General features: G+C 64.4%; 20 protein-coding genes and 1 tRNA gene. 13 read left to right on the top strand and 8 right to left on the bottom strand.

The features are described from left to right. Nucleotides 1–30 precede the first annotated feature (30 nt). Nucleotides 31–1716 (bottom strand): 3-(methylthio)propionyl-CoA ligase, encoded by a 1686-nt coding sequence (locus ABIE53_RS10555; RefSeq protein WP_114156107.1) that lies wholly within the window; start codon nt 1714–1716, stop codon nt 31–33. 221 nt (nt 1717–1937) lie between these two features. Here ABIE53_RS10555 and ABIE53_RS10550 point away from each other — a divergent pair, with 221 nt between their 5' ends. The 5 genes from ABIE53_RS10550 to ABIE53_RS10530 all read left to right on the top strand — a co-directional run bounded on the left by ABIE53_RS10550 (nt 1938) and on the right by ABIE53_RS10530 (nt 5789). Next, complete coding sequence (locus ABIE53_RS10550) at nt 1938–3494, top strand: protein adenylyltransferase SelO (RefSeq protein WP_114156106.1); 1557 nt, start codon at nt 1938–1940, stop codon at nt 3492–3494. A 61-nt stretch (nt 3495–3555) separates the two neighbouring features. After that, nucleotides 3556–3978: a peptide-methionine (R)-S-oxide reductase MsrB gene (msrB, locus tag ABIE53_RS10545; RefSeq protein WP_006048959.1), complete on the top strand. Its 423-nt coding sequence runs from the start codon at nt 3556–3558 to the stop codon at nt 3976–3978. Nucleotides 3979–4154: 176 nt separating this feature from the next. Next, nucleotides 4155–4685 carry a septation protein A gene (locus ABIE53_RS10540; protein ID WP_006048958.1) on the top strand — a complete coding sequence of 177 codons (531 nt, stop codon included), beginning with the start codon at nt 4155–4157 and terminating at the stop codon, nt 4683–4685. A 1-nt stretch (nt 4686) separates the two neighbouring features. Further along, nucleotides 4687–4998, top strand: a complete 312-nt coding sequence (locus tag ABIE53_RS10535; protein ID WP_006048957.1) for a BolA family protein — start codon at nt 4687–4689, stop codon at nt 4996–4998. A gap of 11 nt (nt 4999–5009) precedes the next feature. Next, nucleotides 5010–5789 (top strand): peptidylprolyl isomerase, encoded by a 780-nt coding sequence (locus ABIE53_RS10530; RefSeq protein ID WP_006048956.1) that lies wholly within the window; start codon nt 5010–5012, stop codon nt 5787–5789. 55 nt (nt 5790–5844) lie between these two features. On the opposite strand, the gene ABIE53_RS10525 is transcribed toward ABIE53_RS10530, so the two are convergent. The 3 genes from ABIE53_RS10525 to purL all read right to left on the bottom strand — a co-directional run bounded on the left by ABIE53_RS10525 (nt 5845) and on the right by purL (nt 11824). Continuing rightward, nucleotides 5845–7137, bottom strand: a complete 1293-nt coding sequence (locus ABIE53_RS10525) for a HipA domain-containing protein (RefSeq protein ID WP_114156105.1) — start codon at nt 7135–7137, stop codon at nt 5845–5847. After that, nucleotides 7127–7414 (bottom strand): helix-turn-helix domain-containing protein, encoded by a 288-nt coding sequence (locus tag ABIE53_RS10520; protein ID WP_029968379.1) that lies wholly within the window; start codon nt 7412–7414, stop codon nt 7127–7129. The genes ABIE53_RS10525 and ABIE53_RS10520 overlap by 11 nt, the downstream gene beginning before the upstream one ends. Nucleotides 7415–7729: 315 nt before the next feature. Further along, a complete protein-coding gene (gene purL, locus ABIE53_RS10515) occupies nt 7730–11824 on the bottom strand; it encodes a phosphoribosylformylglycinamidine synthase (RefSeq protein ID WP_114156104.1) in 4095 nt (1364 codons plus the stop codon). A 350-nt stretch (nt 11825–12174) separates the two neighbouring features. Between purL and ABIE53_RS10510 the strand changes: the two genes are divergently transcribed. The 3 genes from ABIE53_RS10510 (at nt 12175) to pgi (ending at nt 17270) form a co-directional block, all read left to right on the top strand. Beyond that, nucleotides 12175–13482 (top strand): FAD-dependent oxidoreductase, encoded by a 1308-nt coding sequence (locus ABIE53_RS10510; RefSeq protein WP_114156103.1) that lies wholly within the window; start codon nt 12175–12177, stop codon nt 13480–13482. A 235-nt stretch (nt 13483–13717) separates the two neighbouring features. Next, nucleotides 13718–15304, top strand: a complete 1587-nt coding sequence (locus ABIE53_RS10505; protein ID WP_114156102.1) for an NAD(P)H-hydrate dehydratase — start codon at nt 13718–13720, stop codon at nt 15302–15304. Between the two features lie 343 nt (nt 15305–15647). Then, entirely contained in the window at nt 15648–17270 is a 1623-nt protein-coding gene (gene pgi / locus ABIE53_RS10500; protein ID WP_114156101.1) for a glucose-6-phosphate isomerase, read from the top strand. 178 nt (nt 17271–17448) lie between these two features. Here the strand turns inward: pgi and ABIE53_RS10495 are convergent, their stop codons facing one another. Beyond that, entirely contained in the window at nt 17449–18135 is a 687-nt protein-coding gene (locus ABIE53_RS10495; protein WP_029968371.1) for an ABC transporter ATP-binding protein, read from the bottom strand. Here ABIE53_RS10495 and ABIE53_RS10490 point away from each other — a divergent pair. Together ABIE53_RS10490 and ABIE53_RS10485 are read left to right on the top strand one after the other, a co-directional pair. Then, nucleotides 18134–18880 carry an arylesterase gene (locus ABIE53_RS10490; protein ID WP_192698873.1) on the top strand — a complete coding sequence of 249 codons (747 nt, stop codon included), beginning with the start codon at nt 18134–18136 and terminating at the stop codon, nt 18878–18880. The genes ABIE53_RS10495 and ABIE53_RS10490 overlap by 2 nt on opposite strands. 116 nt (nt 18881–18996) lie before the next feature. Next, nucleotides 18997–19338, top strand: a complete 342-nt coding sequence (locus ABIE53_RS10485) for a hypothetical protein (RefSeq protein ID WP_006048947.1) — start codon at nt 18997–18999, stop codon at nt 19336–19338. A gap of 177 nt (nt 19339–19515) precedes the next feature. On the opposite strand, the gene ABIE53_RS10480 is transcribed toward ABIE53_RS10485, so the two are convergent. Further along, nucleotides 19516–21456: a SurA N-terminal domain-containing protein gene (locus ABIE53_RS10480; RefSeq protein ID WP_114156100.1), complete on the bottom strand. Its 1941-nt coding sequence runs from the start codon at nt 21454–21456 to the stop codon at nt 19516–19518. An 83-nt stretch (nt 21457–21539) separates the two neighbouring features. Continuing rightward, nucleotides 21540–21616 (bottom strand) — tRNA-Asp (locus ABIE53_RS10475). 244 nt (nt 21617–21860) lie between these two features. Here ABIE53_RS10475 and ABIE53_RS10470 point away from each other — a divergent pair. The 3 genes from ABIE53_RS10470 to ABIE53_RS10460 all read left to right on the top strand — a co-directional run bounded on the left by ABIE53_RS10470 (nt 21861) and on the right by ABIE53_RS10460 (nt 24699). Next, nucleotides 21861–22766 carry a LysR family transcriptional regulator gene (locus ABIE53_RS10470; protein ID WP_114156099.1) on the top strand — a complete coding sequence of 302 codons (906 nt, stop codon included), beginning with the start codon at nt 21861–21863 and terminating at the stop codon, nt 22764–22766. A gap of 116 nt (nt 22767–22882) precedes the next feature. Further along, nucleotides 22883–23560 (top strand): HAD-IA family hydrolase, encoded by a 678-nt coding sequence (locus ABIE53_RS10465; protein ID WP_114156098.1) that lies wholly within the window; start codon nt 22883–22885, stop codon nt 23558–23560. Further along, complete coding sequence (locus ABIE53_RS10460; RefSeq protein ID WP_114156097.1) at nt 23557–24699, top strand: DSD1 family PLP-dependent enzyme; 1143 nt, start codon at nt 23557–23559, stop codon at nt 24697–24699. The genes ABIE53_RS10465 and ABIE53_RS10460 overlap by 4 nt, the downstream gene beginning before the upstream one ends. Nucleotides 24700–24734: 35 nt before the next feature. On the opposite strand, the gene ABIE53_RS10455 is transcribed toward ABIE53_RS10460, so the two are convergent. Continuing rightward, a complete protein-coding gene (locus ABIE53_RS10455) occupies nt 24735–25238 on the bottom strand; it encodes a flavin reductase family protein (protein ID WP_053858065.1) in 504 nt (167 codons plus the stop codon). Between the last annotated feature and the right edge of the window lie 87 nt (nt 25239–25325).

The raw sequence follows: 25325 nt of genomic DNA, 5'->3' as shown, positions 1-25325 counted from the left end.
CACAAAAAAGCACGCTCGTTCAATTTACGATCAGGCGGGGTTTCCCCTGGCGAGCGGGCAATCGCCTTCGTGCATGCGGTCTTCGAGCGCGGACGGCAGCACATGATCGCGGAAAATATCGCGCAGCTTGAGCTTCTGCAGTTTGCCCGTCGCCGTATGCGGCAGTTCGTCGACGAACACGACGTCGTCCGGAATCCACCACTTGGCGACCTTGCCGTTATAGAACGCGAGCAGTTCGTCGCGCGTCACGTCGAGGCCCGCGCGCTTGACCACGACGAGGAGCGGCCGCTCGGTCCACTTCGGATGCGCGCACGCAATGCACGCCGCTTCGGCCACTGCGGGGTGCGCGATCGCGACGTTTTCCACGTCGATCGAACTGATCCATTCGCCGCCCGACTTGATCACGTCCTTCGAGCGGTCCGTGATCTGCAGGAAGCCGTCGTGATCGATGGTCGCGACATCGCCGGTCGGAAACCAGCCGTCCACGAGCGGCGAGTCGTCCTTGCGGAAATATCGGTCGATCACCCACGGCCCACGCACGTACAGATCGCCGAACGCGACGCCGTCCCACGGCAGTTCCTGCCCGTCGTCGCCGACGATTTTCATATCGACGCCATAGAGCGCATGCCCCTGCTTCTCGAGCAGTTTGCGCTGCTCCGCGACGGGCCGCTGCGATTGTTCCCACGTAAGTTTGGAGAGCGTGCCGAGCGGCGACATCTCTGTCATGCCCCATGCATGAATGACCTGCACGCCGTAGTCGTCGACGAAGCTGCGCAGCATCGCCGGCGGACACGCGGAGCCGCCGATCACCGTGCGCTCCAGCGACGAAAACCGCGAGCCGCTTTCGCGCAGATAGTTGAGCAGCCCGAGCCAGACGGTCGGCACGCCCGCCGAATACGTGACGCGTTCGCGCTCCATGAGTTCGAACAGCGACTTGCCGTCGAGGTCCTTGCCGGGGAACACGAGCTTTGCGCCGGTGAGCGGCGCGGCGTGCGGGATGCCCCATGCGTTGACATGGAACATCGGCACGACGGGCAGCACGGAATCGCGCGCGGACAGCGCCATCGCATCGGGCAAGGACGCGCCGAACGCATGCAGCACCGTCGAGCGATGCGAGTACAGCGCGCCTTTCGGATTGCCGGTCGTGCCCGACGTATAGCAGAGATACGACGCCTGACGCTCGTCGATGAGCGGCCACTCGAAGTCGCCGTCGTGCGCGTTCACGATCGTTTCGTAGCTGAGCACGGGCGTTTGCATGGCCGGCAGATGCGCTTCGTCGGCGAGCGCGATCCAGCCGCGCACTTTCGGACATTGCGGCGCGAGCCCGTCGACGAGCGGCGCGAACGTGGTGTCGAAGAGCACGTAGGCGTCGTCGGCGTGATTGACGATGTAGGCGATCTGATCGGGAAAAAGCCGCGGGTTGATCGTGTGGCAGACCGCGCCGAAGCCGGTCGTGCCGTAGTACGTTTCTAGATGCCGGTAGCCGTTCCATGCGAGCGTCGCGACACGCTCGCCGGGCTGCACGCCAAGCGCGATGAGCGCCTGCGCGAGTTGCTTCGCGCGCCGTTCGCAATCGCGATAGGTATAACGGTGGATGTCGCCTTCAATGCGCCGTGACACGATCTCGGCGGTGCCGAAATGCCGCGCGGCGTGCGCAAGCAGCGAGGACACGGTGAGGGGCACGTCCATCATCTGGCCAAGCAGCGGCATCGTCATAAAGAGTCGTCTCCTCGCCTTTTGCTTTTCAAAGAGTGCGGATCGGAAAGCGCCGTGCGCGGGAAACCCGCCGCGGCAGTGAAATTGCTGAAGCAGTCGGCAAGCGGGCCGGCGGCTCGCCACGCATCGGCAGCCACGCGGCCCGCGCGGCTTACGTGCCGGCCCGCCAGCAGCGCCGCGGGTGCGGACTTACAATATCGGTTAATAGTGAGGCGCTCAACATGTCGTTTTCCCCAAGCATTGCAGGCCTGTCCGGGCCTTTGGCGGCACTTTCCGAAGCTCTTTCCACCTCCAACGAAAACGCGTTCGCGCAGCTTGGCAGCACGTTTGTCACGCGTTTGCCGGCCACGCCGCTCAACGCGCCGTACGTCGTCGGTTTCTCTTCCGAGACCGCGGCGATGCTCGGCCTGGAGCCGGGGCTCGAAAAAGATCCGGGCTTCGCCGAGCTGTTTTCGGGCAACGCCACGCGCGAATGGCCGGCAGACGCGCTGCCCTATGCATCGGTCTATTCGGGGCATCAGTTCGGCGTGTGGGCGGGTCAACTCGGCGACGGCCGCGCGCTCGGACTCGGCGAAGTCGAACATGACGGCCAGCGCTTCGAGCTGCAACTGAAAGGCGCGGGCCGCACGCCCTATTCGCGCATGGGCGACGGCCGCGCGGTGCTGCGCTCGTCGATTCGCGAGTTCCTGTGCTCGGAGGCGATGCATCATCTCGGCATTCCGACCACGCGCGCGTTGTGCGTGATTGGCTCGGACCAGCCCGTGCGGCGCGAGGAAGTCGAAACGGCCGCCGTGGTCACGCGCGTCGCGCCGAGCTTCGTGCGCTTCGGCCACTTCGAGCACTTCTATTCGAACGACCGCACGGACGCGCTGCGCGCGCTCGCCGATCATGTGATCGAGCGCTTCTATCCGCATTGCCGCGAAGCCGACGACCCGTATCTCGCGCTGCTGAACGAGGCGGTGCTGTCCACCGCCGACCTGATGGTCGAATGGCAGGCCGTGGGCTTTTGCCACGGCGTGATGAACACCGACAACATGTCGATCCTCGGTCTGACGATCGACTACGGCCCGTTCGGCTTCATGGACGGCTTCGACGCCGGCTATATCTGCAATCACTCCGATTCGCAAGGCCGTTACGCGTACCGGATGCAGCCGCAAATCGCGTACTGGAATCTCTTCTGCCTCGCACAAGGGCTCTTGCCGCTGCTCGGCGAACGCTATGAAGAGAGCGTGCGCGGCGACAAGTCGATCGAAGACGCGCAGCGGGTGCTCGCCGGTTTCAAGGACCGCTTCGGTCCGGCGCTCGAACGGCGCATGAGCGCGAAGCTCGGACTCGAGATCGAGCGGGACGGCGACGCGGCCCTCGTGAATCGCCTGTTCGACGTGATGCACGCGAATCGCGCCGATTTCACGCTGACGTTCCGCAATCTCGCGCGTCTCTCGAAGCACGATGCGAGCGGCGACGCGCCGGTGCGCGATCTGTTCCTCGATCGCGCCGCGTTCGACGCGTGGGCGAACGACTATCGCGCGCGGCTGTCCCATGAAACACGCGACGACGCGGCGCGCGCCATTGCAATGAACCGCGTCAACCCCAAATTCGTTCTTCGCAATCATCTGGCGGAAACGGCGATCCGCCGCGCGAAAGAGAAGGACTTTTCCGAACTGGAGCGTCTGGCCGCCGTGCTGCGCCGTCCGTTCGACGAACAGCCCGAGCATGAGGCGTATGCCGGCTTGCCGCCCGACTGGGCAAGCTCGCTCGAAGTGAGCTGCTCGTCGTGACGCGCGCGACGCCGCATCGCGCGAACCGCGCTCCCACCCAAGCCCGAGAGAGGAACCGACCATGAACAATCCCGACGACCTCAAGCACGACGCCCCGGCCGTACAGAAAGACGACGCCGAGTGGCGCAAGCAGCTTTCCGACATCGAATATCAGGTGACGCGGCACGCGGCCACCGAGCGTCCCTTCACCGGCCGCTATCACGATCACTGGGATCGCGGCATCTACGACTGCGTCTGTTGCGGCACGCCGCTGTTCGAGTCGGACACCAAGTTCGACGCCGGCTGCGGCTGGCCGAGCTACTTCAAGCCGATCAACGGCGAAGTGATCGCGGAGAAGACCGACCGCTCGCACGGCATGCTGCGCATCGAGGTGCAATGCAAGAACTGCGGCGCGCATCTCGGCCACGTGTTCGAGGACGGCCCCGCGCCGACCGGTCTTCGCTACTGCATCAATTCGGCTGCGTTACAATTCGAGCCCAAGTAACGCAGCGCGTGCGCTGATGGCGGGACACGACGAGTGGTTGGCGGCCGCTTGCACGGTCCGCCAGGCGCCGTCGGTCGTGATGCTGAAGCTGAGCGCCCGGCGCAGCCAGCCAGTTGGCGGATCACGGCGCGGCGCCCCTGCCTCTCCGACCCACTTCCCGAGTTCCCCGTCCACACATGAAATTTCTGTTCGATCTGTTCCCGATCATCCTGTTCTTCGTCGCCTTCAAGGTGTGGGGCATCTTCACGGCGACGGCAGTGGCGATCGTCGCCACGCTGGTGCAGATCGCGTGGGTGGCCTTCCGCCATCGCAAGGTGGATCCGATGCTGTGGGTGAGCCTCGGCGTCGTCACCGTGTTCGGCGGCGCGACGCTCGTGCTGCATAACGACACCTTCATCAAGTGGAAGCCGACCGTGCTGTACTGGGCTTTCTCCGTCGTGCTGATCGTCTCGCAACTGGCCTTCAACAAGAACCTCATCGAAGCGATGATGGGCAAGCAGATCACGCTGCCGCACGCGATCTGGGGCAAGCTGAATGTCATCTGGGCGATCTTTTTCGTGCTGCTCGGGCTGCTCAATCTGTTCGTCGCGTACAACTACACGACCGACCAATGGGTCAATTTCAAACTGTTCGGCGCGACCGGCTGTCTGGTGGTGTTTATCGTCGGGCAAAGCTTGTGGCTGTCGAAGTACATGAAGGAGGAATGACATGAGCGACGTGTTCATGCACGCCACCACCGCCGAGCGCGCCGCGCTGATCGAGGCGCGTCTCACGGCTGCGCTCGCGCCCATCGCGTCGATCCAGATCACCGACGACAGCGCGCAGCACGCAGGCCACGCCGGAGCCTCTGCCGGCGGTCATTTCAGCGTCACGATCGTGGCCGCCGCGTTCGCCGGGAAGCCCCGCGTGGCGCGGCATCGCATGGTGTATGATGCGCTGGCCGACGCCATGCAGCGCGGCATTCATGCCCTTGCCATCACGGCTTACACGCCCGAAGAATTCGCTTTGTTGCCCCGCTAGGAAACCTTCCGATGACCTTGAAGAAAACCCGCCTTTGGGTATTGCTGGCTGCGTTTGCGGCCGCACCTGCATTCGCACAGAACATCGCCGTGGTGAACGGCACGCCGATTCCGAAAGCGCGCGCCGACGCGCTGATCGATCAACTGGTTCATCAAGGCCAGCAAAACACGCCGCAGTTGCAAATGGCAGTGCGCGAAGAGCTCGTGAATCGCGAGATTCTGATGCAGGAAGCGCTGCGCCGCGGGCTGCCGAATCGGCCGGACATCAAGGCGCAAATCGCCGTCGCACAGCAAACGGTCGTGCTGCGCGCGCTGATCGAAGACTTCGTGAAGAAGAACACGCCGAGCGACGCGGAAGTCACCGCTCGCTATAACGCGCTGATCAAGGACGCGGGCGGCAAGGAGTATCACCTGCATCACATCCTCGTCGACAACGAACAGCAGGCGAAGGACCTGATCGCGAAGATCAAGGGCGGCGCGAGCTTCGAGGATCTCGCCAAGCAATATTCGAAGGACCCCGGCTCGGGCAAGAACGGCGGCGACCTCGACTGGTCCGATCCGAAAGCCTACGTGCCTGAGTTCGCGGACGCGGCCACGCATCTGCAGAAAGGCCAGATGAGCGAGACGCCGGTGCATACGCAATTCGGCTGGCACATCATCCGCGTGGACGACGTGCGCAGCATCACGCCGCCGCCGCTGGAACAGGTGCGCCCGCAGATCGTGCAGCAGATTCAGCAGGAAAAGCTGCAGGCGTTCGAAGAAGGTCTGCGCAAGAACGCGAAGATCCAGTAAGCGGCAAGCTGGTTCGCTTCATGGCCCCGTTCAGTCGATGACTGAACGGGGCTTTTTATTTGCGCAGCGCCCGGCTCATTTCAGCAAGCGGCATTGCAACGATCGAATCGAGCAGGCGGACTTCGCCGGCATTCGGCTGCGCGATTTCGTCGACGGCCCGCCGCGTGTTCGCGACTTTCGCGTCGGCCAGTGCCAGCATTTCGTCCAGCAATTTCTCGCAGCCTTTCAAAGGAAGGCGCAGTGCTTGCCCGAACTCGAGCATGTTCTTCCTGGAGATGTCGGCGAAACGCGTTGCCTGACCGACCGGCATGGTCAGATCGCAGTTGGGCCAGCGGTCCTGATTGTGCGGCTGGTAAGTCGGCGTGTGATAGACGACTGTGCTCACCAGGTCATAGAACGGCGCGAGCATGTAGCCCCGGAAAGTCGCGAAAAACGACACGTTCTTGAGATGCGAATCCGCATTGCCGATAAGCACATTGAAGATGGCCCAACGGAACAGATGCAGCCGCGCGACGGCTCGCGTGCTGGTTATCTCGATGGCATCGCTCAATACCTGCGCGTTCGCGTTCCGGTATTTGAAGCTGCGGTCGTAGTTCAGCAGCTGCATCGCGTCGATCGTGTGCAGGCGCCGAACCGGCTCGCTGGAGATGTCGCGATCGAAGCGGTCAATCACATAACACGCCGACGGCACGCGCAGAAAATGCGTGGGCGGCACCGGCAGGCCCATGGCCTGCGCCAGTCGCATGCAGAAAAATTCGTTGATTGCCGAATGCGGATAGCCCGTGCTTCGCATATCGGGCTTCAGCAAATGCATGGACGGCTCGCTGCCTAGCGGCTCGAGAAGCTCGTACTCCGGTGCATTGCCCCTTAACGTCAAAAGAAGCTTCTGCTGCGCGCCTGCCGCCGACATGCGCTTGGGTGCGGTGGCGGTCAGCGCACGTTCGGGCATGGCGCGAATGCGCGCGTCGAGATTGGCGTACGACAAGGGCTGCAAACCGCCCGATGCCTCGCGCTCGCCTTCCGCGAGCAGCGTCAGCGCGCCTGCCGATTCCCGGCCGTAGTAGGCGAGCAGACCCCACGCATCGTTTGCATCGACGGTGGCTTCGCGAGCAAGCGCCGCTCGCATTTCTTCTTCGGGCAACAGATTGTCGAAGAACCATTGAACCGGCCTCTCGCTCGAGCCATCGACAAAAGACGCGGACTGGAACGCGAAAGCGGGCGACAGCGCGAACGCGTCGCCGTAGCCGAGCCATTCCTCGTCGTAGGTGAACGACCAGACGCCGTTTTCATCGCTCACGGTGCCAACGCGCCGGCGGTTGGCGTATGCAACGAGTGTTCTAGCCGCCACGATTGCTCCGCCGGCGACGAGGTGCACCTGCGGCCGCGGCCGCAGGAAGATTGACGGGGGTCTCGGCGCGCAGTGTTATGCCGAGTTCGCCAAGCAGATGCAATACCTTGCCGATCTGCGCCGTCGTCTTGCCCGCCTCGATGTGGCTGATGAATTTGGGCGACAGGCCGGTGGCAAGCGCGACGTCGTCCCGCGTGAGCCCTTGGGCGAGCCGCGATGCTCGCGCAAGTTCGCCCAATTGCGCAATGTCAGTAATCAACACTCCGGATTCCCGCACTTTCGACTCCCTCGCCGTCCGTATCCGCTCGGGAACATTATGGCACAGCGCAGCGGTGCAAAGCCGTTTTCGTACCCGAGCGGATACGAAGCGGGCCAAAATTGGGTGAAACCGGGTGTTTCGTACCCGAGCGGGTACGAAACCGGTGAAAAGCAGGAGAAATGAGGTGTTTCGTACCCGAGCGGGTACGAAGAGAACTGGACCGAAGCGGCCGCGAGGGCGAGGACGGCGACCTGCGGCTCGGCGCAGCGGAACAGGCTGCCGCGAAAAACGCGGCAGCCTGTTCTACGGCTCTACCGGCTACGCTCCAGGCGATCAGCCCAACCAGCGCCGTGCGTTCTGGAACACGCGCAGCCACGGGCTTGCGTCGGTGGCGCCCTCGCCCCAGCCTTCCGGATGCCAGCTCATCTGCACCGCGCGGTGCACGCGCTCGGTGTGCGGCATCAGTACCGTGAAGCGGCCGTCCGGCGTCGTGACCGATGTGATGCCGTCCGGCGAACCGTTCGGGTTGAACGGATACTGCTCGGTCGCCTGACCGCGGTGATCGATATAACGCATTGCCACCGCGACCTTCGACGCATCGCCCTGCTGCGAGAAGTCCGCGTAACCCTCGCCGTGCGCGACCGCGACCGGAATACGCGAGCCTTCCATGCCGGTGAAGAAAATCGACGGCGAAGCCTCGACCTGCACGAGCGAAAAGCGCGCTTCGAATTTCTCCGACTTGTTGCGCGTGAACTTCGGCCAGGCTTCGGCGCCCGGAATCATCGACGCGAGGCTGCTCATCATCTGGCAGCCGTTGCAGATGCCGAGCGCGAAGGTGTCCGCGCGGCCGAAGAACGCCGCGAACATGTCGGCGAGCTGCGCGTTGAAGCGGATCGCCTTCGCCCAGCCTTCGCCCGCGCCGAGCGTGTCGCCGTACGAGAAGCCGCCGCACGCAACCGCGCCGGCAAAGTCAGCGAGGTTCGCACGTCCCGCGAGCAGGTCGCTCATGTGCACGTCGTGCGCATCGAAACCGGCGCGGTCGAACGCATAGGCGGTTTCCAGGTGCGAGTTCACGCCCTGCTCGCGCAGGATCGCCACACGCGGACGCGCGCTCTTGCCGACGTACGGCGCGGCGACGTCTTCGGCGGGATCGAACGTCAGCACCGGCGTGATGCCCGGATCGGCGGCGTCGAGCAGCGTGTCGTATTCGGCGTCGGCACAAGCCGGGTTGTCGCGCAGACGCGAAATGCGCCAGCTCACCTCGCTCCACGCGCGATGCAGTTCGACGCGCGGCGCTTCGTAGACCTTCTTCGCATCGCGATAAATTTCGATGACGTCGCGGTCGTTGATCTTGCCGATCACATGCGAGCAGGCCGCGAGGCCATGTTCGCGCAACGCGGCGAGCACCACGTCGCGGTCGGCTGCGCGCACCTGCACCACCGCGCCGAGTTCTTCGTTGAAAAGCGCGCGGATCGTGCGGTCTTCGCGGCGGCCGCTCGTCTGCTTCGCCCAGTCTTTGGCGTCGCCGTAATCGGACTCGTGATGCGGGTCGAGCACCAGCATGTCGACGTTCAGCGACACGCCGACGTGACCCGCGAACGCCATTTCGCAGACCGTCGCCCACAGGCCACCGTCGGAGCGGTCGTGGTAAGCGAGCAGCTTGCCGTCGCTGTTCAGCGACTGGATCGCGTTGAAGAAGCGCTTGATGTCTTCGGGCTCGTCGACGTCCGGCACCGTATCGCCGATCTGCTGCGTGACCTGCGCGAGGATACTGCCGCCCAGCCGATGCTTGCCGCGGCCGAGGTCGATCGCGATCAGCACCGAGTCGCCGACGCCGTCGGCACCGCTCGCGCGACGCAGTTGCGGCGTGAGATGCCGGCGCACGTCTTCGACGGGCGCGAACGCCGAAATGATGAGCGACACCGGCGCGACCACTTCCTTCGCGACGCCGCGGTCTTCCCATTTCGTGCGCATGGACAGCGAGTCTTTGCCGACCGGAATGCTGATGCCGAGCGCCGGGCACAATTCCATGCCGATCGCCTTGACCGTGTCGTAGAGCGCCGCGTCTTCGCCCGGCGCGCCGCACGCGGCCATCCAGTTCGCCGACAGCTTCAGCTTGTCGAGCGACGCAATCGGCGCCGCTGCGATATTCGTGATCGCCTCGCCAACCGCCATGCGGCCCGACGCCGGCGCGTTGATGACGGCGAGCGGCGTACGCTCGGCCATTGTCATGGCTTCGCCGCGGAAGCCCGCGTAGTCCATCGTCGTGATCGCGACGTCCGCGACCGGCACCTGCCACGGGCCGACCATCTGGTCGCGCGCGGTCGTGCCGCCCACCGAACGGTCGCCGATGGTGATGAGGAATGACTTGCTTGCGACCGTCGGATGACGCAGCACGCTGACCGCGACTTCGGAGAGCGCGATGCCGGTCACATCGACGGCTTGCAGTTTGGACTCGACGCGCTTGACGTCGCGATGCATGCGCGGCGCCTTGCCGAGCAGCACTTCCATCGGCATGTCGACCGGTTGATGCGCGTTGTCGTCCTTCAGTTCAGGATCGATCAGCTTCAGTTGACGCTCGGCCGTGGCCGTGCCGATCACGGCGAACGGGCAGCGTTCGCGCTCGCACATAGCCTGGAAGGCCGGCAAATCTGACAGCGCAATGGCGAGCACATAACGCTCTTGCGCCTCGTTCGACCAGATTTCGCGCGGCGACAAACCGCTTTCCTCGAGCTGAATCTTGCGCAGATCGAACAGCGCGCCCTTGCCCGCTCCGTCGACGACTTCCGGAAACGCGTTCGACAGACCGCCCGCGCCCACGTCGTGAATGCTCAGAATCGGATTCTTGTCGCCGAGTTGCCAGCACGCGTTGATGACTTCCTGCGCGCGCCGCTCGATTTCCGGGTTGCCGCGCTGAACCGAGTCGAAGTCGAGTTCGGCTGTGTTCGTGCCCGTCGCCATCGAACTCGCCGCGCCGCCGCCCATGCCGATACGCATGCCGGGGCCGCCGATCTGAATCAGCAGTGAGCCTTCCGGCAAGTCGTGCTTGTGCGTGTGCTGATCCGAGATATTGCCGATGCCGCCCGCGATCATGATCGGCTTGTGATAGCCGCGCACGAGGCCCGCCACGTTCTGCTCGTAAGCACGGAAATAGCCGCCCAGATTGGGCCGGCCGAATTCGTTGTTGAACGCGGCGCCGCCGAGCGGTCCGTCGATCATGATTTGCAGCGGCGACGCGATACGGTCCGGGCGGCCATACGCTTCGTACTTATTGTTCGGATTGCGATGCGCGAGCGGCTCGGCGACGTCGCGCGCGTTTTCCCATGCCTCGACGGCGTCGGGCAATTCCAGGTTCGACACCGTGAAGCCCGCGAGCCCGGCCTTCGGACGCGCGCCGCGGCCCGTCGCGCCTTCGTCGCGGATTTCACCGCCCGCGCCGGTCGCGGCGCCGGGGAACGGCGAAATCGCGGTCGGGTGATTGTGCGTTTCGACCTTCATCAGCGTGTGCGTGAGTTCGACGCTGCGGCGATAGTGCTCGGGCAATTCGTTCTCGCCGAGCTGCTCCGGCGTGCGCGGGAACCAGCGCTCGGCCATGCCGCCCGCCATGATCGCCGAGTTGTCCGAATACGCGACGATCGTGCCTTGCGGATTGAGCTTCTCGGTATTGCGGATCATGTTGAAGAGCGAGATGTCCTGCTTCTCGCCGTCGATGGTCCATTCCGCGTTGAAAATCTTGTGACGGCAGTGCTCGCTGTTGGCCTGCGCGAACATCATCAGTTCGACGTCGGTCGGATTGCGGCCGAGTTTCGTGAAGGCGTCGACCAGGTAGTCGATTTCGTCGTCGGCGAGCGCGAGGCCCAGTTCCGTGTTCGCGGTTTCCAGCGCGCCGCGGCCCTGGCCCAGCACGTCGACGGTTTGCAGCGGCCTGGCCGGCAGTTCGTCGAACAGATGCAGCGCGTAATCGCGCGACGGCGCGACGCTCTCGGTCATGCGGTCGTGCAACGCGGCGGCGACGGCCTCACGGGCTTCGTCGGAGAGCGCCTTCTTGCCGCCGAGCAGCCCGCTTTTCAGCGTGACCGTGTACTCGACGCCGCGCTCGATGCGGCGCACCTGCGTGAGCCCGCACAGATGCGCGATGTCGGTTGCCTTGCTCGCCCACGGCGACACTGTGCCGAAGCGCGGCACGACGAGGAACGTCTCTGCGGCGCCGCGCTCTTTGACTTCTTCGAGCGGATGGCCGTAGTGCATCAGCGCCTCGATTTTCGCGGTGTCTTCAGCGGAAAGCGGAGCGTGCGCGTTGACGAAGTGCAGGTATTGTCCGCGCACGCCCGTGATGTTCGGGTCGATGCGCGTGAGCGTTTCGAGCAGGCGGGTTTGACGGAAATCGGAAAGGGCCGAAGCGCCGGGGAAACACGAGAAGTGGGCCATGGACTTGACGTTGCGTCGCTCAATGATGCCGAAGAGTCGCGCGTGATGGCGACATGAGGCGGAAAGGAAGTCCGGGATTATACCCCGGGAACGGGCTTCCAGCGGCCTGCGACGTGGGCTCGCCCGCGCTCCGCGAGGCGCTCTCGGCCATGCTCCGGCGCGCCGCGCGCGGTCGTTGACTGCTATCATTCGCCCTTTCATCAGATCGGTGCGAGCAAGGCGTGGCCTTGCGCCGGCCTCACGTCGCGAGCCGCGCCGGACTTCGTTCCGGACGTCATGGCTGCGCGCGAGGTGCGGCCGCGCCGCATGTCACGCCTCGGCGCCTCGCCCCGGCAAATCGAATCAGAACAATGGATGTCATCGTCATTGGCGGCGGGATTGCTGGCGTCGCCACCGCTTATCAGCTACGCGCGGCCGGCCACCGGGTATGCGTCGTGGAGCGCCACGCCACCGTCGCGCAGGGCGCCACCTATGGTCACGGCGGCACGGTCCTGCCGACGCCGCTCGACGTCTGGTTCGGCCCGACCTTCATGGCAAGCCGCCAGAACGCGAAAAACGGCGTGATCAGCAAGCCCGGCTTCAGCGGCCCGGCGCGCCAGTTCGTGAAGAAGCTCGCCGCGTTGCAGGAGCCGGACGAGTTCGGTCATCAGTACGAGATGCTGCGGCCGCTCATCGAGTCCTCGCGCGAGGCGATGGCGGACATGGAAGCGCGCTTTGGCTACGAGTTCGAACAGGCAAGCGGCCTGCTCTATCTGGTGCGCTCCGCGCAGGAGTGGCAGCAGTTGCAGCCCGCGCTCGGTCTGCTGGCGCTTCACCATGTGCCGCATCGCGTGCTCACTCCCGCGGAATGCGCGGCCTACGAGCACTCGGTGCGCACCGAGCCGGAATTCGCGGGCGGCGTGGTGTTCGATCACGAACGAACCGCCAATTGTCCGCTCTTCACCAAGCTCATCAAGCAGACGCTCGACAACCAGGGCGGCGTGCAGTTCATGCTCGGCTGCGAGGTGTCGTCGATCCGCCTCGACGGCCAGCGCGCGGCGGTCGAACTTGCGCCGCGGCCGGGCGAAACTTCCCGTTCGCGCGAAGTCGACGTGATTCACGCGGACGCCGTTGTGGTCGCCGCCGGTCAAGGCAGTCTCGCGCTGCTCGAGCGCCTCGGCTTGCGCTTGCCGCTCTATCCGCTGCGCATTCACACGCTGGTCGCACCAATCGCGCATGAGGAGTGCGCGCCGCACGTGGCCATCGTCGATGCGGTCAAGCGCATCACGATCAGCCGCATGAATCACCGTTTGCGGATTGCCGGCGGCGCGGTCCTGCAAGCCGCCAACCAGCTCGAGAAGCCGCTTGGCGAGGCGCTGACCAAGGAAGCGCTCGCGCTGCTCGGCCAGGCCACGCATGACTGGATTCCCGGCGCCGCGCGCATCTCGGCGGCCCTGCCGTGGGAAGGCGTCAAGCTGTTGTCGCCGGACGGACTGCCCGTGGTCGGCAATGCGCTGCATCCGCGGCTCTTCGTCAATGTCGGGCATGGCCCCGCGGGCTGGGGCGTCGCCTGCGGAGCGGGCAAGCTGGTCGCGGATCTGATCTCGGGCAAGACGCCGGATCTCCCGGCGGAAACGCTCGCCGCGTTGCGGGCCGAGCGGTTCGGGCAAGGGGTTTAAGCGCTGCGCGGGCGGTGGGACGTAGCCACGGTTTTGCGAATGCCGTTCGCGCCCGGCCAGCGCTAGCAGTGCCGCCGGCGCTTTGCATGGCCGCAGACCAGCTCGCCTCATCTCACTTCATCTCGCCTCGTCTCATCTCGCCTCGCCAAACTGCCACGCGGCGCGTCCATCGGCACTACCATAGCGATTCCAGAAGCTCTCGCGCCTGACTCAAGGTGCTCGCCCTGTTCTCGCCATGACCGATGCCGACCTCACGCCGCCGACGCTGATCCGCCCGCAAAACCGCGCGCTGCCGCTGCTCACGCTGACCGATCTGCGGATCGCCGAAACGCAAGCCGCGGCGTCGCTGCCCGCGCACACGCTGATGGACCGCGCCGGCAAGGCGGCCGCCAGCTTCCTGCGCGAACAGATCACGCGCGACACGTCGACGGAAAAATCCCGCCAGCGCGTCTGGCTGATCGCCGGCCCCGGCAACAACGGCGGCGACGCGCTGATTCTCGCGACGCAACTGCACAAGGCGGGCATCGCCACGGAACTGTGCATGCCCGTCGAAGTGAAACCGGACGACGCCCGCTGGGCGCTCGACACGGCGCGCGCGAACGGCGTCTCGATCACCCAGGCGCCGCCTGCTTCGTTCGATGGGTACACGTGGCTTGTCGACGGCATGTTCGGCATTGGCCTCGCGCGCCCACTGGAAGGGGTGTTCGCCGACATCGCGCGCCGGCTTTCGCAGCGCACGCGGGCCCGGCCGCATGGCGGCGGCGTGCTGGCGCTCGACGTGCCGAGCGGTCTCGACAGCGACACCGGCACGATCGTCGACGACGGCGAAGCCGCGGTGCGCGCGACGCACACCGTCACGTTCATCGCCGGGAAGCCGGGTCTTTTCACCGCGCAGGGCCGCGATCTTGCCGGCGCGGTGACGGTCGCGCCGATCGGCATCGACAGCACGGCGCGCGCCTCGGTTCGGCTGAACGCGCCGGAACTGTTCGCGACGTTCCTGCCGCCGCGCGACTTCGCGACCAACAAGGGCACGTTCGGCAGTCTCGCGGTGGTCGGCGGCGACACCGGCATGTGCGGCGCGCCGATTCTGGCATCGCGCGCCGCGCTTTTCTGCGGCGCGGGCAAGGTCCACGTCGCGCTGCTCGGCGCGGGCGCCCCGCCCTACGACCCGCCGCATCCCGAACTGATGCTGCATGCCGTCGACGATCTGCCGCTCGACAAAATGGACGCGCTGGCGGTGGGCTGCGGCATGGGCCACGGCGAGCGCGCCACGCGCGTGCTGCGCGACGTGCTGCAACTCGACGTGCCGAAGCTCCTCGACGCCGACGCGCTCAATCTGATTTCGAACGACGCCGCGTTGGCCGCGGCCGTCACCGCGCGCGGCGTCGAAGGCGATCCGTGCGTGCTCACGCCGCATCCGCTCGAAGCCGCGCGCCTGCTCGGCACCGATGCCGCCGGCGTGCAGCGCGACCGCCTCGGCGCGGCGCGCGCGCTCGCTGCGCGCTTCGCGAGCGTGGTGGTGCTGAAGGGAACGGGCACGGTGATCGCCGCGCCCGACGGCCGTCTCACGATCAATCCGACCGGCAATGCCGCGCTCGCGACGGGCGGCACCGGCGACGTGCTCGGCGGCATCATCGGCGCCTTGCTCGCGCAACGCCTGCCGGGCTACGAAGCGGCGCTCGCGGGCGTCTATCTGCACGGACTGGCCGCCGACACGCTCACCGCGCAAGGTCATGGCCCTGCCGGATTGACGGCGGGCGAACTCGCGCCGATGGTGCGCAGCCTGATGAACCGCATGTTCTATCCGTCGACGCAATCATGAGTGATGGCGCGCTGAGCGGCATTGCGCCGCGTGCGGCAAGAGGCGTCCTATACCGGGTGGCTAAAGCCCTGCCGCCTGTCACGCAACGCCGCTATACTGAGTGACTGCGTGACCCACTGTGTAGATAGACCGCGCTAAGCGATTATGTTCGCCGCGTGTCGCATGCAGTGCCTCGCGAATCGCGATGGATTCCACGAACCGCGGCGAAGCGCTGCATGGTGCCGCAGCTTCTGAAATTTCACCACGAACGCGGCCGTGCGGTCTCGCTCTAACAGCATCGTTGCATCATCCCTGGCGGCGCTTCGCGCGCGCCTTTCTTCGTGCCCCTGGTTAGACGGACGCTATGACCCAGAACTCGCTCCCCTCCTGGTCCTCGCTGCAAACGCATTACGAGCAGATTCGCAATGCACACCTGCGCGACTGGTTCGCCCCCGAGAACGATCCCGCGCCCACGCGCGCCGAACGCTTTGCGTTCGCCGGCGGCGGTCTCGCGGCCGACTTCTCGAAGAACCGCATCACCGACGACACGCTGAAGCTGCTCGTGCAACTCGCCCGCGAAGCGGGCGTCGAAAAGCGCCGCGACGCGATGTTCGCGGGCGAAGTCGTCAATCCGACCGAAGGCCGCGCGGCGCTCCACACCGCGCTGCGCGCAAGCAGCCCGAGCGCGCCGTTCCACGCGCAGGTGCAAGCCGAGCGCGCCAAGATGGCCGCGTTCGCCGACCAGGTGCGCAGCGGCGCATGGACCGGCTACACGGGCAAGCGCATTCGCCACGTGGTGAACATCGGCATCGGCGGCTCGGACCTCGGGCCGAAAATGGTCGTGCACGCGCTGCATCATCTGGCTACGCCCGAGATCGCCACGCACTTCGTGTCGAATGTGGACGGCGCGGATCTCTACAACGTGATGCAGCAGATCGATCCCGAAGAGACGCTCGCCATCATCGTTTCGAAGACCTTCACCACGCTCGAAACCATGACGAACGCGCGCTCGCTGCGCGACTGGTTCATCGAGAAAGGCTGCCCGGAAAACGCGCTCGCGAAGCACTTCGTCGGCGTATCGGCGAACCCTTCGGAAGTGGTCAAGTTCGGCATTGCGCAAGAGAACGTGTTCGAGATGTGGGACTGGGTGGGCGGCCGCTATTCGCTGTGGTCGGCAGTCGGTCTGTCGATCATGATCGCGGTCGGACCGCAGCAGTTCGGCGAGCTGCTCGCGGGCGCCAACGACATGGACGAACATTTCCGCACCGCGCCGCTCGAAAAGAATCTGCCCGTGCTGCTCGGCATGATCGGCATCTGGTATCGCAATTTCTTCGGCTCGCAGAGCTATCTCGTCGCGCCGTATTCGGAAGCGCTGCACTACCTGCCTTCGTATCTTCAGCAACTGGAGATGGAGAGCAACGGCAAGTCGGCGCGTCTGGATGGCGCGATGGTCGACTATCCGACCTCCGCCGTGACGTGGGGCGAGCCGGGCACGAACGGCCAGCATGCGTTCTTCCAGATGCTGCATCAAGGTCCGACCATTGTGCCGATCGACTTCGTCGCCGTGCTGACGCCTGAGCATCCGCTCGTCAATCATCACGCGAAGCTGCTCGCCAACTGCTTCGCGCAAAGCGAAGCGCTGATGCTCGGCCGCACGTTCGAAGAAGCGAAAAAGGTCGCCGGTCCGGACAAGCCGGAGCTCGCGCCGCACCTCGTGTTCCCGGGCAACCGTCCGACCAGCACGCTGATTCTCGATGCGCTCACCGCGCGTTCACTCGGTGCGTTGATCGCGCTGTACGAACACAAGGTGCTGGTGCAGGCGTCGGTGTGGAACATCAATCCGTTCGATCAATGGGGCGTCGAGCTGGGCAAGATTCTCGGCAAGGTGGTTGAAGCCGATCTCACCGCGGCAAGCGTCGACGAAAAGAAACATGATTCGTCGACGTCGGCGTTGATCGCAAGGGCGCGGGCGGCTTTGAAGCGCTGATGTTCGTGCGCTGGTCGAATAGATGCTTGCGGCCGGCGTGTCGGATATGCGCTGTGCCGGGTGAAGTAGAAAGCGGGCCTTTAGCGGCCCGCTTTTTTTCGACCTAACGGCATGTGTCGCGCTTACTGGTTGTAGCTCGCTGATGGGCGCGGTGTTAACCGTGCGTCCTCCACCTCGCTCACGCCAGACGCCCCGCTTCGATCGTCACTGTCGTATCGCAGCGACGCGCCAGTTCGACGTCGTGCGTGACGAGAATCAGCGTTGCGCCATTCGCGCGATTCATCTCGAACATCAGGTCGATCACCGCGTGGCCGGTCGCGGCATCGAGACTGCCGGTCGGTTCATCGGCGAAGAGAATGGCCGGGTGCGTGACGAACGCGCGCGCCAGTGCGACGCGTTGCTGTTCGCCGCCCGACAGCAGCTTCGGATAATGACCGGTGCGCTGTCCGAGGCCGACTTGCTCGAGCAGCCGGCGCGCGCGCAGCGCGGCCTCGCGGGTGCCGATACCGCCTTGCAGTTCGAGCGGCAACGTGACGTTTTCGAGCGCGGTCAAATGCGGCATCAACTGGAACGACTGGAACACGAAGCCGACCGAGCCGCTGCGCAGTGCCGCGCGCTCGTCTTCGTTCAATGTCGTCAGCTCGCGGCCGAGCAGACGAACCGAGCCGGCGCTTGCGCTGTCCAATCCTGCGAGCAGGCCGAGCAGCGTAGACTTGCCCGACCCAGACGCGCCGACTATCGCGACACTGCTGCCGGCCTGGATAGCCAGGTCGATGTTGTCGAGAATGGTCAGTTCGCCCGTTGCATCCTTAACCTTCTTGCACAAACCCCGCACTTCAATGACTGGATCAGTTTTGTTTAGCATGGTGAGGCGTAGGTTGAAAGTGCGCGCCATCAGGCGTTGCGCCAACGCCATTATTCCGGCAACGAGCTCAGTGGTAATCGGCCCGGTCGTATTGGCCGCGGCCTTGCTATCGGCGAGTTTCGCTGTTCGCGCGGCTAATGTACCCAACGCAGCCAACGCACCGAATGCGCCCGAAGCGGCCAGGCCGGTGATCGTCGTATTGGGCGACAGCATCTCCGCCGAATACGGCCTGCCCCGCGATACGGGCTGGGTTGCGTTGCTGCGCCAGCGCCTGACCGAAGAGCGAATCGATTATATCGTTGCCAACGCCAGCATCAGCGGCGACACGACAAGCGGCGGACGAGCCCGCTTGCCGGCGCTCATGCAGCGTTTGAAGCCCAGCATTGTGATCGTGGAACTGGGTGCGAACGACGCGTTGCGCGGCGTGCCGCTCGCCACGACCGAAGCGAACCTGCGCACGATCATCGAAGAGGCGCAGCAAGGTCACGCGAAAGTCGTGCTCGTGGGCATGTACGTGCCGCCTAACTACGGCCCCGACTATACGCAAAAGTTCCACGGCATCTATGGCCAGCTCGCGAAGCAACTGCGCGTGCCGCTGGTGCCGTTTCTGCTCGCCGGCATTGCCGACAAGCCCGATATGTTCCAGGCGGACCAGATTCATCCGACGCAGCAGGCACAGCCAGTGCTACTGAACAACGTGTGGCCTGCTGTGAAGCCACTCCTTCGTGCAAGTTCGCCGCGCTAGGCAGGCGGCTAGCAACTTGTGTCCGACATCACGGGAACACGGATCGGCGCGCTCTATCTCACGCTTCGCAATCCCGTGTACCCGGCTCGATTCTGAGCGACTTCTGAGGAGATAACGTGAAATACCTACCGTTAATCGCTTTGACCGTGGCAATTTCTGCCTGCGCCGCTCAACCGCCGGCTGGCGTCCAATCCGTTGGACAAAGCCAGCAACCGCCGAAGGCCGTGGCGACCTGCATCGCGCAAAAGTGGGCGGACGGCTCGCAGCAGCAGGTCGTGTCGCAAGACACGCTCGCTAACGATCAGGCCGTCGACGTGTATGTGCCTGGCCAGCAGCCGCCGAACGGCGCGGCCGCTGTCGTGCGTCCTTCATACTCCGGCAAGGGTTCGTGGGTCGGCTTCCGCGCAAACGGCGCAGCAGGCAGCGACGCCACCGGCGCGATCAGTTCGTGCCTGTAATCGCGAGGCGCTGACCAGCGCCAGGATCGTTTGACGAGCGCTCAGTTGTCGAATGAAGCTTGTCGAATGAAAAGTGTCGCGAAATGCAAAAAGCCCCGCGGTTGCGGGGCTTTTTGCATTTGCGTGCTGCTGACTAACAGGCTGCAACGAGGCTGCAACCGGGCTGCAACGCGAGCCTTACTGGTCGCTCGCCTGCGCGTTGCCGCTGCTTTCGAGCGAGCCGTACAGCTTCACCTTCGAGCGGGCGCGCAGTGCCTCGACATAGGCCTCGGCTTCCGACTGCGATTGCACCTGCGCGATCTGCTGCTGAGCCGCAGCCAGACGCTGCGGGTCCACTGCTCCGCCCGAGACGACCGCGTTCACCCGATAGATCGCGTAACCATCGTCGCCGAGATCGACGCCTACGTAGGCGGGCAACTTTTGCGCGTCCGCCTTGTAGATCGCGCTCAAGGCCGCCGGAGGCATGCCTTGCGCGTCGTTGCGCGACACTTTCAGCGGCGACGAGAAACCCGTGGTCGCCTTCGACTTCTCCAACTCCGCGAGCTTTGCGATGCCGTCCTTATGCGCGGCTTCGTTCGACTGGGCCGCGATGACCTTCTGACGCACGGTGTCCTTGATCGCGTCGAGCGCCGGCACGGCCGCGGCCTTGTAGTCGGTGACGCGCGCCGCGATCAGCGTGTTGCCGCCGACGTCGATTGCCTGCGTGTTGTTGCGCGCATTGACCGAGTCGTTCGCGAACACGGCGGCGAGGAACTTCGCGTTGTTCAGCGGGCTGTCGGGCGGCAGCTTCGGATCGGGCTGCGGCGTGACAGTGGCCGTCTGCAACTGAAGCTTGTACTTGTCGGCAGCCGGTTGCAGGCTCTTCGCCTTCTCATAGACGATGGACGTGAAACCTTCCGAGTCGTCGCTGAACGCCTTGCTCGCCAGTTGGGCCTTCAGGTCGCGCGCGATCTGATCTTTCACTTCGTCGAACGGCTTGGTAGCGGCCGGCTTCACGTCCGTCACCTTGACGATGTGATAGCCGAAGTCCGTTTGCACGATGCCGCTGACCTCGTCCTTCTTGAGCGCGAACACCGCGTCGTCGAACGCCTTGCCGCCTGCGATCATGCCGCGGCCAAAGTAACCGAGATCGCCGCCCTTCGCCGCCGAGCCGGGGTCTTGGGAGTTCTGTTGCGCGATCTGAGCGAATTGATCAGGATGCGCCTTGATCTGTGCGAGCAACTCGTCGGCCTTCTGCTTCGCCTTGGCCTTGTCGGCCGCGCTCGCGTCTTTCGGCGCTGCGATCAGGATATGGCTCGCGCGCACCTGGCCTTCAGTGCGGTAGTGCGCGATGTTGTCGTCGTAGTATTTTTTCAGCTCGGCGTCGCCGGGCTGCACCGACGCGGCGACCGTGGCCGGCGACATCACCAGATACTGGATGGTCGCCGTGGCCGGCGTCGCGAAGTCGTTGCGATGGGCGTCGTAATAGGCCTGCAACTGCGCGTCGGTAGGCTGCACCTTCGCGGCATAGTCGCGCGGATGGAACGCGATGCCCTGCACTTCGCGCTGCTGCTCGGCGAGTTCGGTCAAATGCTGCGCGAGCGTTTTCGACGTGAAGGCGCTGCCCTGAATGGCGGCGGGCAACTGCTGCGTGGCGATGCTGTAGCGCACGCGCTCGTCGTACTGATCGGGCGTCATGCCCTGCATGGCGAGCAACTGCTTGTAACGGTCGACGTCGATCGAGCCGTCCGGATTTTTCAGCGACGAGATGACCGGATCGTTCAGCAGCACGCGGCGCACGGCGTCGTCGGACGCGGTGAGGTGCAGGCGCTGCGTTTCATCGGCCAGCACGCGTTGTTCGATCAGGCCGTCGAGCATCTGGCTGCGACGCTCCGGCGTGTCGAACGCCTTGATGTCGAACTGCGCGCCGAGCATCTGCCGCGCGCGGTCGAGCTGCTGACGCATCGCGTTGTCGTACTCTGCCCGCGTGATCTTGTGACCGTTGACGCTCGCGACGTTTGCGCTTTCGTCAAAGAAGCCGCGAAAGCCCTGAATGCCCACAAAACCCAGCCCCGGCACAATGACGAGGATGAGCATGAACATCATCAGGCGTTTGTGATTACGGAAAAAATCGAGCATGCGTGAGTGCCAAAAACAGAACGCCCGATCTTACAACAGCGGGCAATAAAAAAGGCGAACCGGAGTTCGCCTTTCAAGGATACTGGCGGAGTGGACGGGACTCGAACCCGCGACCCCCGGCGTGACAGGCCGGTATTCTAACCGACTGAACTACCACTCCTTCTACTACACACTTCTGCATCCTGGCTGCGCTTCTTCTTGCAAGCTGCAGCTTGCCGGGACTGCCCAAATCGCGGCGAAATCGCGGCAAAAAACGAATTGTAGCTGAAGGCGCCGCGTGTCCGCAACTTTTGCGTCCCGAGGTTCGGGCGGCTCCCGATGCGGTTCGGGCAAGGTTCGGCGCGTACCCGACCGGTCCGGCCCACAATCCAATCTCCGTCACTGATCCAGTTAGCGTCACCCAAATGACCGATACCGCCGATATCCGCTTCCTCCTTACCATCCAGCAGAACGGAAGCCTGATCGCCGCCTCGCGCAAGCTCGGCCTCACCGCTTCGGCAGTAACGCAGCGCCTGCAACAGATCGAAAAGAAGCTCGGCAGCAGGCTCGTCGAAAGAACCGCGCGCAAGCTGACCTTTACCGAAGAAGGCACGCTGCTTTGCCTGCGCGGTGCGGAACTGATCGAGCAACTCGACACGCTGCTGGAAGATCTGCGGATTCATCATGGAGGACTGGTCGGCACATTGAAGGTCAATGCGCCGCTCGGTTTCGGCCGGCGCTACCTCGCACCGGTCATTGCCGATTTCCAGCAGGAGAACCCCGACGTCGATGTCGCGCTCACGCTATCCGACCAGCCGCTCACCGAAGCGGCGGACCGGTTCGACGTCGTGGTTCATATCGGCGAGTTGCGCGCATCCAATCTTGTCGGCCATACGATCGCACCGAACGCGCGATTCGTCTGCGCATCCCCTGCTTTCGTGAAGCGTTTCGGCAATCCCGAGCAGCCTGACGATCTGGCGGGACTGCCGTGCATCGTCCTTCGCGAAAACCAGGAAGACGTGTCGCTGTGGCATTTCAGCAAAGGCAAAACCGGCCGCAGCGTCCGCGTGACGTCGAAACTGAGTTGCAACGACGGCGACGTGATCCGCCGATGGGCGTGCGAGGGCCGAGGCGTCATTCTGCGTTCCGAGTGGGATGTCGCGGACGATATCCGGCAAGGCCGGCTGATGAGGCTGCTGCCCGGCTGGAAAGCACCGGATGCTCACGTGATCGCGCTGACTCACAACCGTTCCGGCTTGCCGAGAAGAACCCGGAATTTCATGCAGTATCTGCAAGCGCGCTTCAAGCCGCTTCCGCCGTGGCGCGTTTAAGGACGCATCGCATGTTCAGTTTTTGTGAATCACTGAGTTAGCGCGGCTAAATTCACAGCGGGCTGCTGAAACCTATAATCGAATCGTCTCTGGATTCCGATTGGTTATCAACGTCCATGTCCGCGAAAGATTCCTCACCTCAACCCGGCTATCCGAAAGCGGTCCTGTTCGACCTGTTGACCGCCCTGCTCGATTCGTGGACGCTCTGGAATCGTTGCGCCGGCTCCGAACAGGCAGGCAGAGCGTGGCGCGCGGAGTACCTGCGCCTCACCTACGGCTGTGGCCAATACGTCGAGTACGAAACGTTGGTCAAGCGCGCGGCGCAATACGTCGGCCTTCCCGACTCCGCGCCGCAAGCGCTCGAGGACAACTGGCTCGAACTGACGCCGTGGGAAGGCGCATTGGCTGCGCTGCAACAGCTACAGCCTCACTGCAAGCTCGCAGTGGTCACCAATTGTTCGGCACGGCTCGGCCGGCAAGCCGCATCGATTCTGCCCGTGCAATGGGACGTGGTCGTGACAGCGGAACAAGCCGGCGCCTACAAGCCCCACCCTCGTCCCTACGAGTTGGCGCTCGACGCGCTGAACGTGCTGCCTCACGAAGCGGCATTCGTCGCGGGTTCCAGTTACGACATGTTCGGTACGGCTGCCGTCGGCTTGCGGACGTACTGGCATAACCGGATCGGCCTGCCGCTCGTCGCCGGCGCACAGCGGCCGGAAATCGAATCGCCGGCACTCGATTCCCTCGCCGCCTGGGCGAGCCATTTCACGGCGAACAACTCGCAAACATCATGACACTCGATTCACAGGAAACGCCCGCGGCCATCGTCGATGTCCGCAAGATGGAAAAGAATATCGCCGCGATGCAGGAGCGGATGAACGCCCTCCGCGTGAAATTCCGCCCGCATGTGAAAACGTCGAAATGCGTCGACGTGGCACAGGCGCAGATCGCCGCCGGGGCTCGGGGCATCACCGTTTCCACGCTGAAAGAGGCGGAAAATTTTTTCGCGGCCGGCATCGTCGATATTCTTTATGCGGTCAGTATCGTTCCGTCGAAGCTGCCTAGAGTCATGGCGCTGCGGAAACGGGGATGCGATCTGAAGATCGTCGTCGACAATGCGAGCGCCGCGCTCGGCATCGTGGAGTTCTGCAAAACAGCGGGCGAATCGCTGGAAGTGTGGATCGAAGTGGATACCGACGGCCATCGCTCCGGCCTCAAGCCAGAAGAAGATGCGCTGCTGGAAATCGGCCGCATTCTGCACGCGGGCGCGATCAAGGTCGGCGGCGTGTTGACACATGCCGGTTCGAGCTACGAATTGAATACGCCCGCAGCGTTGGCGGCGCTCGCTGAACAGGAACGCGCCGGCTGCGTGCGCGCCGCGCAACGCCTGCGCGCGGCCGGCATTCCGTGCGAGAGCGTGAGCGTCGGCTCCACGCCGACGGCGCTCGCCGCACGCAGCCTCGAAGGCGTCACCGAAGTGCGTGCCGGCGTCTACGCATTCTTCGATCTCGTGATGCACAACGTCGGTGTTTGCGCGATCGACGATATCGCGCTGAGCGTCCTGACCACGGTGATCGGCCATCAGGAGGACAAATCGTGGGTGATTGTGGATGCGGGCTGGATGGCCATGAGCCGTGACCGCGGCACGTCGAAGCAGTCACGCGATTTCGGCTATGGACTGCCGTGCACGCTCGACGGCACTCCGCTCGACGGCTATCTGATGATCGGCGCAAACCAGGAGCACGGCATTCTTGCACCGGCCGATGCCGGCCACGCTCCTGATCACGGCGATCTGAAGGCCCGCTTTCCGATCGGCAGCCGGCTGCGCATCCTGCCCAATCACGCGTGTGCAACGGGCGCGCAGTTCCCCGAATATCACGCGCTGCAAGCAACGGGAGAACTCGCCGTGTGGAGCCGCCTGCATGGCTGGTGAAACTCGCGGACCTGCTTGTGAGCCCGCGCCCGTGGCTAGCCAAACCGGTCCGGATAGAGCGCCGCGCTGCCGTCGAGATTGCCGGTTTGCGCGTAGATCAACGGCTCGCCGTCGCGGCGAATGATTGCTCCATCAACGACACGGCCGATGACCAGGCGATGATCCCCCGCCTCGACGTCGTTCGCCACTTCGCACTCGAAGTGCGCGAGCGCCTCGAGGAGCAAGGGCGCACCCGTTCGGCCCGGTTGCCACGACACGGACGCGAGTTTGTCGACGGTGCGGCCCGACTGCGTGCCGAAGTGTTCCGCGAGCGGCTGCTGGTCCGCACTCAACACGTTGATGGCGAAGACCTGGCCGCTTCGCAGCAGTTTGTACGACTCGTGGTCCGTGCCGATCGTGATCGCGACGAGCAACGGCGAAAACGAAACCTGCATGATCGAACTGGCGGTGAACGCGTTGCGTCGATTACCATCCGCAACGCCGACGACATACACGCCGGCCGTCAAATGCCTGAAAAGTTCTGCGATGCGCTCGCTCATCGTGGACTCCTCTTAAGTGCGAAGAAGCGTGTTTCATCATAGCGCCGCTCATGCGTTGCGGCTCGCGCATCGGCTGGAACGCGGCTT

The sequence above is a fragment of the Paraburkholderia sp. OAS925 genome, from assembly GCF_040543975.1.
Classification (GTDB): Bacteria; Pseudomonadota; Gammaproteobacteria; order Burkholderiales; family Burkholderiaceae; genus Paraburkholderia; species Paraburkholderia graminis.
The sequence above is the reverse complement of the archived record's forward strand: the minus strand, read 5'-3'. Positions and strand labels throughout refer to the sequence as shown.

Coding starts and splice junctions, on each gene's coding strand:
- ABIE53_RS10555 (WP_114156107.1), bottom strand. CDS start 1,716: ATGACGATGCCGCTGCTTGGCCAGATGATGGACGTGCCCCTCACCGTG.
- ABIE53_RS10550 (WP_114156106.1), top strand. CDS start 1,938: ATGTCGTTTTCCCCAAGCATTGCAGGCCTGTCCGGGCCTTTGGCGGCA.
- msrB (WP_006048959.1), top strand. CDS start 3,556: ATGAACAATCCCGACGACCTCAAGCACGACGCCCCGGCCGTACAGAAA.
- ABIE53_RS10540 (WP_006048958.1), top strand. CDS start 4,155: ATGAAATTTCTGTTCGATCTGTTCCCGATCATCCTGTTCTTCGTCGCC.
- ABIE53_RS10535 (WP_006048957.1), top strand. CDS start 4,687: ATGAGCGACGTGTTCATGCACGCCACCACCGCCGAGCGCGCCGCGCTG.
- ABIE53_RS10530 (WP_006048956.1), top strand. CDS start 5,010: ATGACCTTGAAGAAAACCCGCCTTTGGGTATTGCTGGCTGCGTTTGCG.
- purL (WP_114156104.1), bottom strand. CDS start 11,824: ATGGCCCACTTCTCGTGTTTCCCCGGCGCTTCGGCCCTTTCCGATTTC.
- ABIE53_RS10510 (WP_114156103.1), top strand. CDS start 12,175: ATGGATGTCATCGTCATTGGCGGCGGGATTGCTGGCGTCGCCACCGCT.
- ABIE53_RS10505 (WP_114156102.1), top strand. CDS start 13,718: ATGACCGATGCCGACCTCACGCCGCCGACGCTGATCCGCCCGCAAAAC.
- pgi (WP_114156101.1), top strand. CDS start 15,648: ATGACCCAGAACTCGCTCCCCTCCTGGTCCTCGCTGCAAACGCATTAC.
- ABIE53_RS10490 (WP_192698873.1), top strand. CDS start 18,134: ATGGTGAGGCGTAGGTTGAAAGTGCGCGCCATCAGGCGTTGCGCCAAC.
- ABIE53_RS10495 (WP_029968371.1), bottom strand. CDS start 18,135: ATGCTAAACAAAACTGATCCAGTCATTGAAGTGCGGGGTTTGTGCAAG.
- ABIE53_RS10480 (WP_114156100.1), bottom strand. CDS start 21,456: ATGCTCGATTTTTTCCGTAATCACAAACGCCTGATGATGTTCATGCTC.
- ABIE53_RS10470 (WP_114156099.1), top strand. CDS start 21,861: ATGACCGATACCGCCGATATCCGCTTCCTCCTTACCATCCAGCAGAAC.
- ABIE53_RS10465 (WP_114156098.1), top strand. CDS start 22,883: ATGTCCGCGAAAGATTCCTCACCTCAACCCGGCTATCCGAAAGCGGTC.
- ABIE53_RS10460 (WP_114156097.1), top strand. CDS start 23,557: ATGACACTCGATTCACAGGAAACGCCCGCGGCCATCGTCGATGTCCGC.
- ABIE53_RS10455 (WP_053858065.1), bottom strand. CDS start 25,238: ATGAGCGAGCGCATCGCAGAACTTTTCAGGCATTTGACGGCCGGCGTG.